At 72.3% G+C, this 13615-nt stretch carries 10 protein-coding genes; 5 read left to right on the top strand and 5 right to left on the bottom strand.

The features are described from left to right. Positions 1 to 6: 6 nt before the first annotated feature. Positions 7 to 2106, bottom strand: coding sequence for a neutral/alkaline ceramidase (locus IEQ44_RS04905; protein WP_193637289.1), 2100 nt, complete (start codon positions 2104 to 2106; stop codon positions 7 to 9). Between the two features lie 364 nt (positions 2107 to 2470). Here IEQ44_RS04905 and IEQ44_RS04900 point away from each other — a divergent pair, with 364 nt between their 5' ends. The 3 genes from IEQ44_RS04900 to IEQ44_RS04890 all read left to right on the top strand — a co-directional run bounded on the left by IEQ44_RS04900 (position 2471) and on the right by IEQ44_RS04890 (position 5405). Beyond that, positions 2471 to 3103: a 50S ribosomal protein L25/general stress protein Ctc gene (locus IEQ44_RS04900; protein ID WP_193637288.1), complete on the top strand. Its 633-nt coding sequence runs from the start codon at positions 2471 to 2473 to the stop codon at positions 3101 to 3103. A 130-nt stretch (positions 3104 to 3233) separates the two neighbouring features. Next, positions 3234 to 3824 (top strand): aminoacyl-tRNA hydrolase, encoded by a 591-nt coding sequence (gene pth, locus IEQ44_RS04895; RefSeq protein ID WP_193637287.1) that lies wholly within the window; start codon positions 3234 to 3236, stop codon positions 3822 to 3824. Positions 3825 to 3980: 156 nt separating this feature from the next. After that, positions 3981 to 5405, top strand: coding sequence for an exopolysaccharide biosynthesis polyprenyl glycosylphosphotransferase (locus IEQ44_RS04890; RefSeq protein WP_227486967.1), 1425 nt, complete (start codon positions 3981 to 3983; stop codon positions 5403 to 5405). A 117-nt stretch (positions 5406 to 5522) separates the two neighbouring features. On the opposite strand, the gene IEQ44_RS04885 is transcribed toward IEQ44_RS04890, so the two are convergent. The 3 genes from IEQ44_RS04885 to IEQ44_RS04875 are packed head-to-tail and all read right to left on the bottom strand — an operon-like array spanning position 5523 to position 8758. Further along, entirely contained in the window at positions 5523 to 6467 is a 945-nt protein-coding gene (locus IEQ44_RS04885; RefSeq protein ID WP_193637285.1) for a glycosyltransferase family 2 protein, read from the bottom strand. Then, the gene (locus tag IEQ44_RS04880) at positions 6464 to 7435 is read right to left on the bottom strand and encodes a sulfotransferase (protein WP_193637284.1); all 972 of its coding nucleotides are present in this window, start codon (positions 7433 to 7435) and stop codon (positions 6464 to 6466) included. The genes IEQ44_RS04885 and IEQ44_RS04880 overlap by 4 nt, the downstream gene beginning before the upstream one ends. Positions 7436 to 7465: 30 nt before the next feature. Then, entirely contained in the window at positions 7466 to 8758 is a 1293-nt protein-coding gene (locus IEQ44_RS04875) for an O-antigen ligase family protein (protein WP_193637283.1), read from the bottom strand. A gap of 117 nt (positions 8759 to 8875) precedes the next feature. Here IEQ44_RS04875 and IEQ44_RS04870 point away from each other — a divergent pair, with 117 nt between their 5' ends. Continuing rightward, on the top strand, positions 8876 to 11263 hold the full coding sequence (locus tag IEQ44_RS04870) for a GumC domain-containing protein (RefSeq protein WP_227486898.1): 2388 nt from the start codon (positions 8876 to 8878) through the stop codon (positions 11261 to 11263). Between the two features lie 28 nt (positions 11264 to 11291). On the opposite strand, the gene IEQ44_RS04865 is transcribed toward IEQ44_RS04870, so the two are convergent. After that, a complete protein-coding gene (locus IEQ44_RS04865) occupies positions 11292 to 11942 on the bottom strand; it encodes a hypothetical protein (protein WP_193637281.1) in 651 nt (216 codons plus the stop codon). 89 nt (positions 11943 to 12031) lie between these two features. On the opposite strand from IEQ44_RS04865, the gene IEQ44_RS04860 reads away from it, so the two are divergent. Continuing rightward, positions 12032 to 13585, top strand: a complete 1554-nt coding sequence (locus tag IEQ44_RS04860; RefSeq protein WP_193637280.1) for an MATE family efflux transporter — start codon at positions 12032 to 12034, stop codon at positions 13583 to 13585. Positions 13586 to 13615 lie beyond the last annotated feature (30 nt).

Genomic DNA, 13615 nt, shown 5'->3' with positions numbered 1-13615 from the left:
ACGCGGTCACCGTACATCGAAGAGCGGGGAGGTCCCGCTGATGGCGCGCACCGTCCCGAGAAGCGACCTGGCGTCGCCGAAGTAGCGGATGCGGTACTGCCCCGGCGCCGCGTCCTGCGGCACGTCCCACGTGACGGTCACGCGGGAGGCGCTGATGCCGGTGCGCTTCCAGTGCAGCTTGGTCGACCAGTCGCCGTCGTCGGCGACCCGCTCCCAGCCGCTGCCGACGCGTCGCTCCACGCTGAGGTAGGTGCCACCGTGCCGCAGCCGGTTGTTGAGGTGGGCGCCGGCGAAGGCGACCTCGACCTGCTCGCCACGGGCGTACGCGGCGCGCGGCGCAGTCAGCACGTCGCCGAACGACCGGAACGCCGGCGGGGTGTCGAGCACGACCCGGCCCTGCAGCGAGTGCAGCTGGCCCGACGAACGGTCACGCTCCTTGGCGCCCAGGGGCGGGGTGGTGCCTGCCTTCATGTGGGCAGCCAGGCCGTGGACGGTCTGCACGAAGGCGGGCAGCTCGTAGCGGCCGAAGAGCGTGCTGGCGCCCTCGTACTCACCGGCGTCGTACTCCTCCGGCGTGGTCACGTAGTGGGCGTAGGCGTTCGTGTAGCCCTGCACCAGGACGTTCTCCAGCGGCACCCCGACCACGTCGGCCACCGCGCGCCGCAGACGCAGGCCGGAGACGATGGTGACCTCGGCCGGCATGCCGACGACGTAGAGGTCGCCGATGCGCACGAGCTGCACCGGCAGCTTCTGCTGGACCAGGTCGAGCGCACCGACGGGGAGGAGGACCTCCTTGGGTGCCTGGCAGGCCTTGAGCGCGGGGGAGGCGGTGTAGAGGGCGTCCGCCACGACCTTGACCACGGGGTTGCCGCCGTCCTTGCCCTCCTTGAAGATCGGCAGGCCACCGCCACCGTCCTCGGTGCTGCCGGCGGCGAACGCGGCTCCGAAGGCGGCCGAGCAGGTGCGTTGGGGCTTGCCGTCGGGGGTGAACTGCCCGTCGACGAGGGTGTCGGCGAGGTTGACGTAGACGAGGGAGGAGTCGACTCCGCCACGCAGGGTGGTGCGGCGTCCGGAGACGCCGGCGCGCGCGGCGTCGAACATCCGGGTGCCGATGATGCGGGTGTTCTCGAACTGGTCGTCGGTCGGGCCGGTGCCGGGCTGCAGGTCGAGGTTGGGGGACATGTCCCCGGCGTTGGTCTGGGCGAAGGAGGCGACGAAGTCGGGGTCGTCGCTCTCGGTCAGGTGGTCGACGCCCTCCTGGTCGTGCTCCCAGTGCCAACCGGCGTAGCCCTTGTTGTCGGGGCTCACCAGCGTGTTGTCGGTGCTCATCGAGGTCGCGTGCACCGCGAACCAGTTGATGACGCCGTCGACCTCGCCGCCGCGACGCACCTGGAGGGTGGTGGAGGCGGTGTCGGTGCCGGTGGGGAAGTGGGCCCGGTCGGCGGCGGGGTTGCGGTTGAAGGCGAGCCGCGAACGGTTGGCGCTGGCGTCGGTGAGCTGGGTCGTCGCGACCTGGAGCTGGGCGGGCGCGAGGTCGCGCTCGGCCCGGATCGCAGCCTCGACGATGCCGTCGACGATCGCATCGAACGTCTTGCCGTGGTAGCCCAGCGTCGTGAGGTTGTACAGGTTGTGGTGGCTGAAACCACCGGGAGCCGCGTGGGTGTGGGTGGCGGTGAGCATCACGTTGGACTCGCCGTAGGTCTCCCCGAACCGCTCGGCCAGACGGGCCAGCACGGCGTCGCGCACGCTCTGGAACACCATGCCGATGTCCGCGTTGACGTGCAGCACCCGCTCGCCGCTCGCCCGGTCGGCGATGACGAAGGCGCGGGCCCGCTGCCGCATGTGCAGACCGGCGCCGGTCTGTCCCAGGTCGGCGTATCCCATCATCCCGACCTCGGCCGGCTCGCCGGTGACGTCGGCGATGCCCCGGCCCACCAGGTAGGGCTCGTTGCCGTCTGACGCGGCGCTCGTGGCGGCGGTCGTGGTGGTCCCGGAGGCCTGGGCGAGGGAGGCCCCGGTGCCCACGGTCGCGAGGGCGGTCGCGGCAGCGACGAGGGTGGCGTACGTCCGGACCCGGCGGGCGGGTCCTGGGCGGGTGTGGGTCATGGGGGCTCCCGGGTTCGGCGAAGAGGACTCCACCCTGAGGTGTGCGTCACATCTGGCGCAAGACCTGTGGGACAAATGACCCGGAATTCGGTACGCGCCCGCTCGGTGCTGGTCCTCGCGCGCCGTGGTCCGCAGGGGTGGGGTGGCGGCGCCGAGGCGCCCGATTTCCCTCGCGGTCACGATCGCCCTAGACTGCCTGAGTTGCCCCGGCGAGGGAGCTGTGACTCCGTGATCGACGTGGCAGGTTCGTTCGCCGCGCCTGACCATGTCTGCGCGGCGTTCTTCGTCTCTGCCGGTGCGTCCGTCGGGCCGCTCACGTGCGCGGCCTCTGCTGCCACACGTACTGCGACACACAGGAGACACCATGTCCGCCGAGAAGCTGACCGCCGAGAAGCGCACCGAGTTCGGCAAGGGTGCGGCCCGTCGCATCCGTGCCGCCAACAAGATCCCCGCCGTCATCTACGAGCACGGCAACGAGCCGACCCACCTCACCCTTCCGGGCCACGCCACCATGATGGCGCTGCGTCACGGTGGCGCCAACGCGCTCCTCGAGCTCGACATCGACGGTGACGTCCAGCTGGCGCTGGCCAAGGAGGTCCAGGTCGACCCCATCCGTCGGGTGATCCAGCACGTCGACCTCTTTGCCGTCAAGCGCGGCGAGAAGGTCCTGGTCGAGGTCCCGGTCCAGGTCGTCGGTCAGGCGGGCCCCGACACCCTCGTCGTGACCGAGCACCCGACCATCGCCCTCGAGGCCGAGGCGACCCACGTGCCTGAGGCCATCGAGGTCGACGTCACCGCCGCCGCCGCCGGCACCCAGTTCCTGGCCTCCGACCTCACGCTGCCGGAGGGCGTCTCGCTCACCGGTGACGCCGACGCCCTGGTCGTCAACGTCGTCGCCCAGGTGACCGCCGCTGCGCTGGAGGCCGACCTGGCCGACTCGCCGGCCGGCGCGGCCGAGGCCGAGGCTGCTGCGGAGTCCACCGACGCCGACGAGTGATCCACCGGCGTGACCGTCCAGGTCGCGCCACCCGCCACGGCGCCGCAGGAGAGCCTTCCTGTGGCGCCGTTGCCGTGTCCGGCCCCGCCCGCCGGGCCGGATCGCGGACCCCGTGGTCGATACTGGGCGCATGACTTCTCCTGTGTGGCTGGTCGTCGGCCTGGGCAACCCCGGAGCCGACTACGCGGGTCACCGCCACAACGTCGGCCACATGGTCAACGACGTGCTTGCCGAACGACTCGGCAGTGCGTTCCGTCGCCACAAGACCGGGCAGGCCGACGTGGTCGAGGGTCGCCTGGGATCGCCCGGCGCCCCGGGGCCGCGGGTGGTGCTGGTGCGCCCCCGCACCTACATGAACACCTCCGGTGGTCCGGTGAGCGCTGTGGCGAAGTTCTACGGGGTCGCGCCGGAGCACGTCGTCGCGATCCACGACGAGCTCGACATCCCCTTCGGCACCCTGCGCCTGAAGAAGGGTGGCGGCGACAACGGTCACAACGGGTTGCGCTCCATGCGGGCCTCACTGGGCACCGGCGACTTCCACCGCGTACGTGTGGGCATCGGGCGTCCGCCGGGCCGTCAGGACGTCGCTGACTTCGTGCTCTCCAACTACTCCGGGGTCGAGCGCAAGGAGCTTCCGATCCAGCTCGTCGAGGCCGCCGACGCCGTCGAGATGTTGGTGCTGGAGGGGCTGGAAAAGGCCCAGCAGCAGTTCAACTCGTGAGGGTTACCCGATATCGGTGACACCCTGGAAATGAGTCACCCAATATCGGGCATGAGTGCGAAGTGGGCCTCTCCTAGGGTCATCTCGGCAGGAATTACCACGCCGGATCTCAAGCCCGCGTGGATGCAACGACTCATGGGGGAACTTGTTGTGACGATGCGTGAGGCGACCGCCCCGCAGGAGGTGGCAGCACCCGCTGCGGACCTCCAGGTCGTCGGCCGCTCGGCAGGTGCCCCGCGCACCGCTGGGGCCTCACGTTGCCACCACATCTGGACCGAGATCGTGGTCGCTGTCGTCGCCATGGCAGTGGTGACCCACCTCGTGGGTGCCGGCCTGGCCGTCGCCCTGGTCGTGGTGGGCGTGTCGCTGGCCGAGCGTTACTGGGCCGGCTCCGCCTCGATCCGCCCCGGCCTGCCGCGCCTCGAGCAGGTGGTGCGCCACACCGTGACCCCGTTCTGCGTGGTGGCGGTGGGCGTCGCCGTCGGCGTCTGGGGGCGCGCAGACCTGGTGGCCGCCAGCGCCATCACCCTCGCGGGCGCGGCCGTGGCCCTCGCCGGAGCGTTGGCGCGCCGTCACTTCCCCACCCCGCAACGCGTCGTGGTCGTCGGGTCCGCTGTCAGCGTGGCCGAGGCAGCCGCCCGCTGGTCCGCCAGCCCGGAGATGACCATCGTCGGGGGAGTGGTCGTCGGCGAGCCCCCGCAGGTGCCGCAGCAGCGCACCGGTCTGAGCGAGACCTTCCTCGACCTGACGCAGGAGATCCACGCCGAGGAGCTCACGGCCGCCGACCCCGACCTGGTGCTGGTCGTGCCCGGTCCGGGCGTCGACGCGGAGTGCATCCGTCGGCTGGGTTGGGCGCTCGAGGGCAGTCGTACGGCTCTGGCCGTGCAGTCCGACCTGGACGGCATCGCGACCCACCGGCTCGAGCACGCGACCTACGGCGGAGCGACCCTGGTGCACGTGGCCTCCAGCCGCCCCGCCAGGTTGCCGAGGCTGGTCAAGGCCACCATGGACCGTGTCGTCGGCACGCTGCTCCTCGTGCTCTCCGCTCCGCTGCTCGGCGTCCTCGTGCTCGCCATCCGTGCGACCTCCTCGGGCCCGGGCATGTTCCGCCAGGTCCGGGTCGGGCAGGACGGCTCGCTGTTCACGATGTACAAGCTGCGCACGATGGTGACCACCGCGGAGGCAGAGAAGGCCTCGTTGCTGGACGCCAACGAAGCCAGCGGTGTGCTCTTCAAGATGACTGCCGACCCGCGCATCACCCCTCTGGGTCGCATCCTGCGCAAGTTCTCCCTCGACGAGCTGCCCCAGCTGCTCAACGTCGTGAAGGGCGAGATGTCGCTGGTCGGTCCACGCCCGGCGCTGCCGGAGGAGGTCGCCCAGTACACCTCCCTCGAACGGCGACGCCTGGCCGCGAAGCCGGGCCTCACCGGGCTCTGGCAGGTCTCGGGCCGTTCCGACCTCAGCTGGGAGAAGGCGATCGCCCTCGACAACCACTACACCGAGAACTGGCGTCTTGCTGACGACGTGGGCATCCTCGCCCGCACGGTGCACGCCGTCCTCGGCTCCCGCGGGGCCTACTGAGAGGCCCTCCCCGGTTCGATCTGGCTCCTTGGTCCGGCCCAGATCCGTGCGAACGGCCGGCGCCCCGCCCGAAGCGGGACGCCGGCCGTTCGGCTGTCCGGACCCCCGTCAGGTGCCTCAGACCCCGCGGCCGAACTTGTGCAGGGTGTCGAGGACGCGTGCCGGCGTGACGAGGCCGGAGGCCACCACGAGCGCCACGTAGGCCCGCCACTGCAGCGGGTCGCGCCCCAACGCGCGTCGGGCCCACTGCACGGCCGCGCGGCGGTCGGGGCGGCCGGCCTCGCCGAAGGCGATCTGCCCGTAGACGCGGCCCACGCCCTTGCGGTCCTGCTCGATCTCCGGGTGCCGGTCGAGCATCCAGTGCAGCGAGGAGATCTTGGTGTCCCACGTGCGGGTGAAGAAGGAGGCAGCGCCCCACATCACGACCACGAGTGGCTCGTCGACGTGCACGATGTCACCGAGCTTGGCGGCGCGCAGCAGGATGTCCCAGTCCTCGTTCTGGCTGCCGGGCACCTCCTCGTCGATGAGTCCCAACGGTCCCAGGAGCGACCGGCGGTCGAAGAGCAGCGAGGAGGAGTGCAGCATCGCCATCCGTGACCTCGTCAGGTGGGCCAGCGTCACCCGGTCGGTGCCGGCGAGGCGGGGCGTGCGCTCGCCGTCGTAGTCGACCTCCATGGCGGTCGTCACCAGGTGCGGGGTCCGGCCGGTCCGCGCGCGCTCGGCCTCCAGCGCCTCCACCTGGCGCCGCAGCTTCGAGGGCTTCCACCAGTCGTCGTCGTCGCAGAAGGCGACGAGGCTGCCGTGCGAGGCGAGGATGCCGGAGTTGCGGGCGCCGGCGAGCCCGGGCGTACGCGTGTTGCCCACGATCCGCACGGTGCGGCCGGGGGCCTCGCGCACGAGCGACCCGTCCGGGGGGCTCTGGTCGAAGACGACGACGACCTCGACGTCGCCGGCGTGGTCCTGCGCGAAAACCGACTCGATGGCGCGCCGCACCAGCTCGGGGCGGTCCCGGGTGGGGATCACCACGGAGACCAGGTCGGGCACCGGGGGGGCGTCGCTCATCGATCCTGCTCCAGGTAGCCGAAGGACTTCAGGACGGGGTAGGAGAGCGCGGTCACGAGCCGACGGTCCGCGTCCGACATCTCCGTGCGCCAGGCGTCGTCGCGCCGCAGCTGGGTGGGGCCGGTGCGGAAGCGCATCGGGTTGCCGGCCACCGAGTGCGTGGGGTGCAGCTCGACGGTGGTGGCGTCCAGCATCGGCACGTCGGCCCGACCCGGGAGGTCGAGCGCGAGCCAGGCCTGCTCGATCGATCCAGTGGGATCTGCCACCAGGTCCTCGTAGCGCAGGCGGGTGAGCGGCACACCCCGGTGCGTCAGGCCGGCCACCGCCAGGTTGCCCGCGAGCCACTGCACGGTCGACCGGGTGGGGGAGAACTGCGGCATTGGCTCGCCGCCCGCCTCGGGGCGCTCCACGACCTTGGACCAGGAGTGGGCCACCCCACGGCTGTCGCGCACGATGTGCAGGACCCGCAGGTCGAGGTCGTCGAGGTGGCTCAACGCCAGGGCGGTCGGAATCTCCTTGCTCGAGTCGATGACGACCCCGGCGCCGCTCACCGCGGCGGCGGCGCGGTAGACGGCGCGGAAGTGGCCGGCGTACTCCTCGACCTGGGCGCGGAACGCCGCCCCCGGGGCGCGTCGCGCCGAGTGGACCATGCGGCGCTGCCGGTCGACGGCGTCCTTGAGCGAGGCCATCCGGTCGGCGTCGACGCGGTCCCAGCCACCGAAGGCCGTGCGCCCGACCTCGGTCCAGAAGGGGCAGTCGTGGAAGGGTTGGCTGCAGGCGCAGAGCTCGTTGCGCACCAGCCCGCGGTCCCAGAGCCAGACGACCTCACCGAGCGCGACGGTCTGCTCGGCCTCCGCGAGCAGGCACTCCAGCAGCGTCGACCCGCTGCGACCCCACCCGCCGATGTAGAGCACCGTCGGGGTGGTCCCCGAGGGCTCCCGCTGCCCGTCCGCGCCGTTGACCTGCACCGTGCCCCCTCCGTCGCCTCCGCAGAGCGTTCAGCCTAGCGGTGCCGCGCCCTCGTCCGGCGGTCGCAGGGCCAGGGCGGCCGCCGTCATCATGATCGGCAACCCGTAGGGCAACGACCCGTAGTAGAGCAGTTCCATGGTCGCCACCAGCAGCACGGTGTGCGCCACCAGGCCGGTGAGGTCACGGCGTCGTCGTGACCGCACGAAGGCGATCAGGAACCAGCCCACGAAGCAGGCCAGGGCGCCCACGCCGTGGGAGACCAGGATCATCCAGAACTGTCCCTGCGTCCCGACCGGATCCAGGTTCGGGTTCGCCGGTTGCTGGGGCACCGCGTGACCGAGCACCGGTGACTCCGGGATGGTGTCCAAGGCCTGCGCGTAGAGCGACGCCCGGTCCTCGGTGCTGCTGGACTCCTCGACCCGGTGCTCCAGCCGGTCCTGGGCGGGCAGCAGGAAGAAGGCCCCGGTGCCGACGAGGGCCGCCACCGCGACCGAGGCCACGGCCTTGACGTTGCCCATGAGCAGCAGGCGGAAGGAGGCGTACGCGATCGCGACGCCCAGGCCCAGGAACATGCCGCGGTTGAGGGTGAGGAAGGCCGGCACGAACGAGATCGGCACCAGCGCGAGCACCGCCCAGAAGCGCCTGGTGCCGCGCACGTGGAAGAGGTAGGCCACGACGAAGGGCAGGAGCAGCGAGTACACGTTGCCCCAGTTGTTCGTGTAGAGGAACGGTGCGCTGGGCCGGGGGTCCAGCTGCACCCAGGCATCGGGGTTCCACTGCGTCATCCGCCGGATCACCATGTGGTTGACCAGCTCGTTGTCGAGCAGTGCCGAGGGCAGCACGTAGCTGAGCGGCGTACGCAGCACGGCGCCGGGGAACGCCAGCGCCAGGTAGCCGCCGGCGACGGTGGCCCCCCAGTAGCCGGTCAGGGCGCCGCAGACGACCCGCGCGGTGAGGCGGTGCCGGGCGTTGTAGGCGTAGACGAAGAGCACGGCCGCGGCGGCGTAGAGCGTGAACCGGTAGGTGAACCCGATGGCCTGGCCGGCCCGCTCCAGCTGGATGGCCGAGAAGGCCACCCAGGCGAGGAAGAGCAGGTAGACACCGAAGCCGCGCGGCACCTCGACGGCCCGGGCACGCAGCAGCAGCAGGCCCATGGGGGCTGCCATCGCGATCCAGATGAGGTCGGCCAGGCCGACCAGCCACCACACCGGGAAGAGGCTGAACATCGTGACCAGCGGCCAGGCGGGCAGCTCGCTGGCCGCGACCTTGTGACCGCCGGGTCCGAGACGACCCCGGAGGGGCGCTGGCACCTGCGTGGTCACGAATTTTTCTCCGTCGGGCGGGGGAAGGGGTCTGGCTGGCTATCCTAGGACTCTTGGGTGGCGGACACACCGGACTCGGTGGAGCTGTTCGTGCCCGGACGGGGAAGGGGGACATCAGTGGCGAAGCAGGGCTCCGATGCGTCATCAGTGGAGTTGTCGCACTACGTGACCGTGGTGCGACGCCGTTGGCGCTATGTCGCTGCCGGGGTCGCGGCCGGGATCGTCGTCGCCGCCTCCCTGGTGCTCTTCCTGCCCGCCACCGCCACGGCGGCGACGCTGGTCAACGTCAACCTGATCTCCTCCAACGCCTTCAACAGCCAGCGACCCGCCTCCGACCTCATCGACATGCAGACCGAGCAGGCCGCGGCTCGCTCCACCTCCGTGATGTCGGCGGTGGCCGAGGGGCTGGGCAGCGGCTGGACCGATGCCAGCGTCCGCGCGGCGACCTCCGCGACCCTGCTGCCCGACGGCACCGTGCTCCGCATCGAGTTCACCGCCCCGCAGGCCTCCGACGCCGCGCTGGGGTCGACCCTGGTCGCCGAGGAGTACCTCGCCTACCGCTCGGAGCTGGCCCAGGACCGGGTCGACGTCGCCGCGCAGCGACTCGTCGAACGTCGCAACGCCCTCAACCGACAGCTGGCGCGGGCCAACGCCCGGGTGTCGCAGGCTCCCCAGGGGGCGGAGCGGATCTCGGAGGAGATGGCTCGCCAGGGCATCGCCGACGAGCTGAGCGCCGTGACCACCCAGCTCAACGAGATACGGGCCGTCGACACGAGCGGCGGCACGATCTTCACCGAGGCCGACGCCAAGCAGGTGCAGGTCAGCCCCAACCGACCGTTGATCCTGGGCAGCGGCCTCTTCGGAGGCGCACTGCTGGGGCTCGTCCTGGCCTTCGTCGCCAACGTGCTCGATCGCAGGGTCCGCGACTCCTACGACGTGTACGGAGCCGGCGGTGGCATCTCGGTGGCCCGTCTCGGCGAGCCCTCACCGCGTCTGCCCGCTGAGGGCGAGGACGCCGAGTCGCTGCGGGCCGTCCGGGAGCGACTCCTGTCGGCGGTGCCGTCGCACCGCCCGGTCATCAGCGTCATCGACGTGGGCGAGGCCGGCGGCATGCCCTCAGACGTGGCCGCGAACCTGGCCGTCGCCCTCGCTGACTCGGGCATGAGCACCGACCTCGTGCTCGCCGGCCACCCCAACCAGGTGCTGCAGGAGATCCTCACCAGCCTTCAGGCCGTGGAGGTCGACGGGGTCGGCGCCGCGCGGCGCTTCCGCAGCGGCGCCGGATCGGCGTTGACCGTGCTGGTGCCCGAGCAGGGACACCAGCGACTCTCCACCGCCGACATCGTCAGCGACCTGCTGGCCGATGCCGTCCGCGACGCCGAGGCCACGGTGGTCGGCGTGGCCCAGACCGCCGGGCCGGCAGTGCGGCTCTCGGCCGGCCGGGCCTCCCACCAGGTGCTCCTGGTGGTCGAGGAGATGACGACGAGGATTGACGACCTGGCCCAGGTGGCCACCGACCTGGTCGCCGTGCAGGCCACCATCCACGGCACGGTCCTGGTGCCGCGCGGACGTCACTTCGACCCCGCCGCGCCCTCGGCTCCCGCGACCCTCGCCCGCGCCGCCCCGCGCGCTCCGAGCGTCCCGGCGCGCCCCGTCAGCGACACGGCCGCGCTGCTCGACGCTCCGGTCGGCCACGCCCTCGACCCCGACGAGATGCCCGAGGGCGTGGAGGTGCCCGGCTCCGGGACGCTGCCGCAGCGCACCCCGGGCGATGCCTCCGGGTGGCCGCACCTGCGTCAGTCGTTGGAGCGTGTCATCGATGACGCACCCGCCGCGGCCCCCGAGATGGGCCTCGAGGTGGACGACCTGGAGGCGGACGAGCTCGGTGCGGCCGACGGTGCCGCTGCGGTGGCCGCCGACGTCGATGATCCCGTCGAGGAGTCGGTCGCCGAGGAGCCCGAGTTCGTCGAGGAACCCGTCGTCGAGGAGCCCGAGCCCGTTGATGAGGCGGTGGCTGAGGAGGCCGAGCCCGTCGAGGAGCCGGTGACCGACGAGGACGAGCCCGTGGCTGAGGAGCCCGAGCCTGTCGAGGAGTCGGTGACCGACGAGGACGTGCCCGTGGCCGAGGAGGCCGAGCCTGTCGAGCAGCCGGTCGAGGAGGAGCCCGTCGTCGAGGCGACCGTGGCGGACGAGCCCGAGGCCGTTGACGAGGCGGTGGCTGAGGAGGCCGAGCCTGTCGAGGAGCCGGTCGCTGAGGAGACCGTGACGGACGAGCCCGAGCCTGTCGAGGAGCCGGTGGCCGATGAGGCCGGCCCCGTCGAAGCCGAGACCGCTGAGCCCGAGACCCCCGAGCCCGAGACCGCTGAGCCCGAGACCCGGGAGCCCGCGGCGCAGAACGGGCAGAGCACCGTGGCCCGTCGCTTCCCCTTCGACGTGGTCGACGTGGAGACGCCGATCGACGTGCCCGTGGTGGCCAACGAGAACAGCTGGGCCTTCAACCGCTGAGACGCCCAGCGGCCTGGACCGACGGCACTCAGCAGTCGGGCTGGGGCGCCAACCGCTGCTCGCTCACGGCCCAGCCTTCGCCCGCGCGCACCAGGGTCAGGACGTTGAGCGTGCGTGGCTTCGCGGGCAGGCTGCCCGGCACCGTCTGACCCTCGGAGTCGACGACCCGGACGTCGGAGTTGTCGATGCACGCGCGCACCACGACCGACTCGGGACCCTTGCGGTAGCGCACGACCCGGTGGCGCACCACCCGCGGCTCGCCCACGACGCGCCATCCCGACGCCTCGTACTCGGCGACCCGGTTGCGCAGCTCCTCGAGCGCCGCGCCGGTGACGGCCGCCAGGGTCAGCTCCTCCTCCGTGGAGGGCGACCCGAGCGCGTCGCCGACCTGGGAGACGTACTCGTCCACCCCCTCCTCGGCCTCGGTGACGACCTCCGGCGGCACAGTCCCCGGGATGCCCGGGCCCCGGTTGCGTTCGGTGGGGGAGGAGCCGCCCGGCGTGCGGGGGGCCGTCGCGCCGGGAGTGGGGGTGGGCGAGACCGACGAGGTGGCGCCGGTCGACGCACCGTCGGGGTCGGCGTCGGAACCGCGCTCGGCGTCGCGGGAGCAGCCCGAGGCGGCCAGCGCCACGACGCAGGTGAGGGCCAGCGCACGGCGGCCCCCCACAAAGATGGTCATCGCTGACACGCGAACCCCCCGGTTGCCTAGAATCGCGGCGCCGCTCGGCGTGCGCCCGGTGGTCAGCATCGTAGAGGCAGGGACGACACGTGAGCAGCCGGACGCCACAGGACTCCCCGCCGCCCCCCGCCCGCAGCGAGCTGGGGCGTGCCGCGCGCGGCGGAGCGATCACCTTCGTCGGCGCCGCCTCGAGCGCAGCGCTGGGCTTCACCTTCAGCCTGCTGCTCGCCCGCCTCTTCGGCCCCACCGACGCCGGTGTGGTGCTCCAGTCCGTGGCCCTCTTCACGATCGCGGTCAGCGTGGCCCGACTCGGCACCGACACGACGGCTGTCTGGCTGCTGCCCCGCCTCCGCACGCAGAGCCCCCACCTGGTGCCCGCCGCGATCACCCTGCTGCTCACCGCCACCGCGTCGGCCGGCGCGGTGCTGGCCCTGGTCTGGTACGTCGTCGGCGCGGTGCGGCCCTCCGACGACCCGGTGCGCGAGGTCGTCGACGCCATCGCCTGGCTCCTCCCGGTCGCCTCCGGGTTGGCGGTCGCCCTGGCCTGCACCAGGGCGTTCGGCGGCATCGTGGCCTTCAACCTCGTCGACAACGTGCTCGTGCCCGCGGTGCGTCCGCTCGCCCTCGTGGTCGCCCACCTGCTGGGTGCGGCGGCGCTGGGTGCCGCCCTGGGCTGGGCCCTGCCGGTCGTGCTGGGGGCCGGAGCCATCGGCGTCGTGCTGCACCGCCACCTCCGGCGCCTGCGGCGGAGCCTGCCCGCCAACGCCAGCCCCAGCGCCAGCACCGGTGGGCGAGAGGTCCCGCGCTGGCCCGACCGACAGATGCGGCGCACGGTCGCTGCGTACGCCGTGCCCCGCACGTTCGCGGCGGCCATGGAGCAGTCGATCGTCTGGATCGGCGTGCTGCTCGTGGGGATGCTGCTCGACGACGCCGCGGCCGGCGTCTACGGATCGGCCGCCCGGTTCGTCGCCGCCGGCGTCGTGGTGGCCACTGCCCTGCGCATCGTCGTGGCGCCGCGCTTCAGCGCCCTGCTCGGCCAGGGGCGTACGTCTGAGGTCGGCGAGCTCTACGTCGTCACCGCCCGCTGGATCCTGCTGTTCGGTGCCCCGGTCTACCTCACGCTCGCGTTCTTCGCCCCCACCGTCCTGGCCTGGCTGGGGGAGGGGTTCGGCTCGGGGGCGCGCGCCATGACGATCCTGTGCGCCGGCTCGGTCGTGGTGCTGGCTGCCGGCAACGTGCAGGCCCTGCTCCTGATGAGCGGTCGCAGCGGGTGGGGTGCGCTCAACAAGGCAGTCGTCCTGGCCGTCAACGTCGTCGGGATGGTGCTGTGGGTGCCGAGCGGCGGCATCGAGGCCGCCGCAGCGGTGTGGGCGCTGTCGATGCTGCTCGACACAGTGCTGGCCTCGGTGCAGGTGCGCCGGGCGACCGGCATCGCCCTCTCGTGGACGTCGGTGCTCCGCGTCGGCCTCGCGGTGACGGCCTGCGTCGCCCTGCCGGCGTGGGCCGTGACCGCGTCGTGGGGGCAGGGCACGGCGCCCCTGCTGGTCAGCATCGGCCTCGGCGCGACCCTGCTGGCGGGCTACGTGGCGTGGGACCGGCGCACCCTCCACCTGACCGAGTTGGTCCAGATGGTGCGTCGCTGAGCCGGGGCGCCCTCCACGACACCCTAGGGT

The organism is Nocardioides malaquae (assembly GCF_015070385.1).
Lineage (GTDB): Bacteria > Actinomycetota > Actinomycetes > Propionibacteriales > Nocardioidaceae > Nocardioides > Nocardioides malaquae.
Note: the sequence above shows the minus strand (reverse complement) of the source record. Positions and strands in the feature narration are given on the sequence as shown.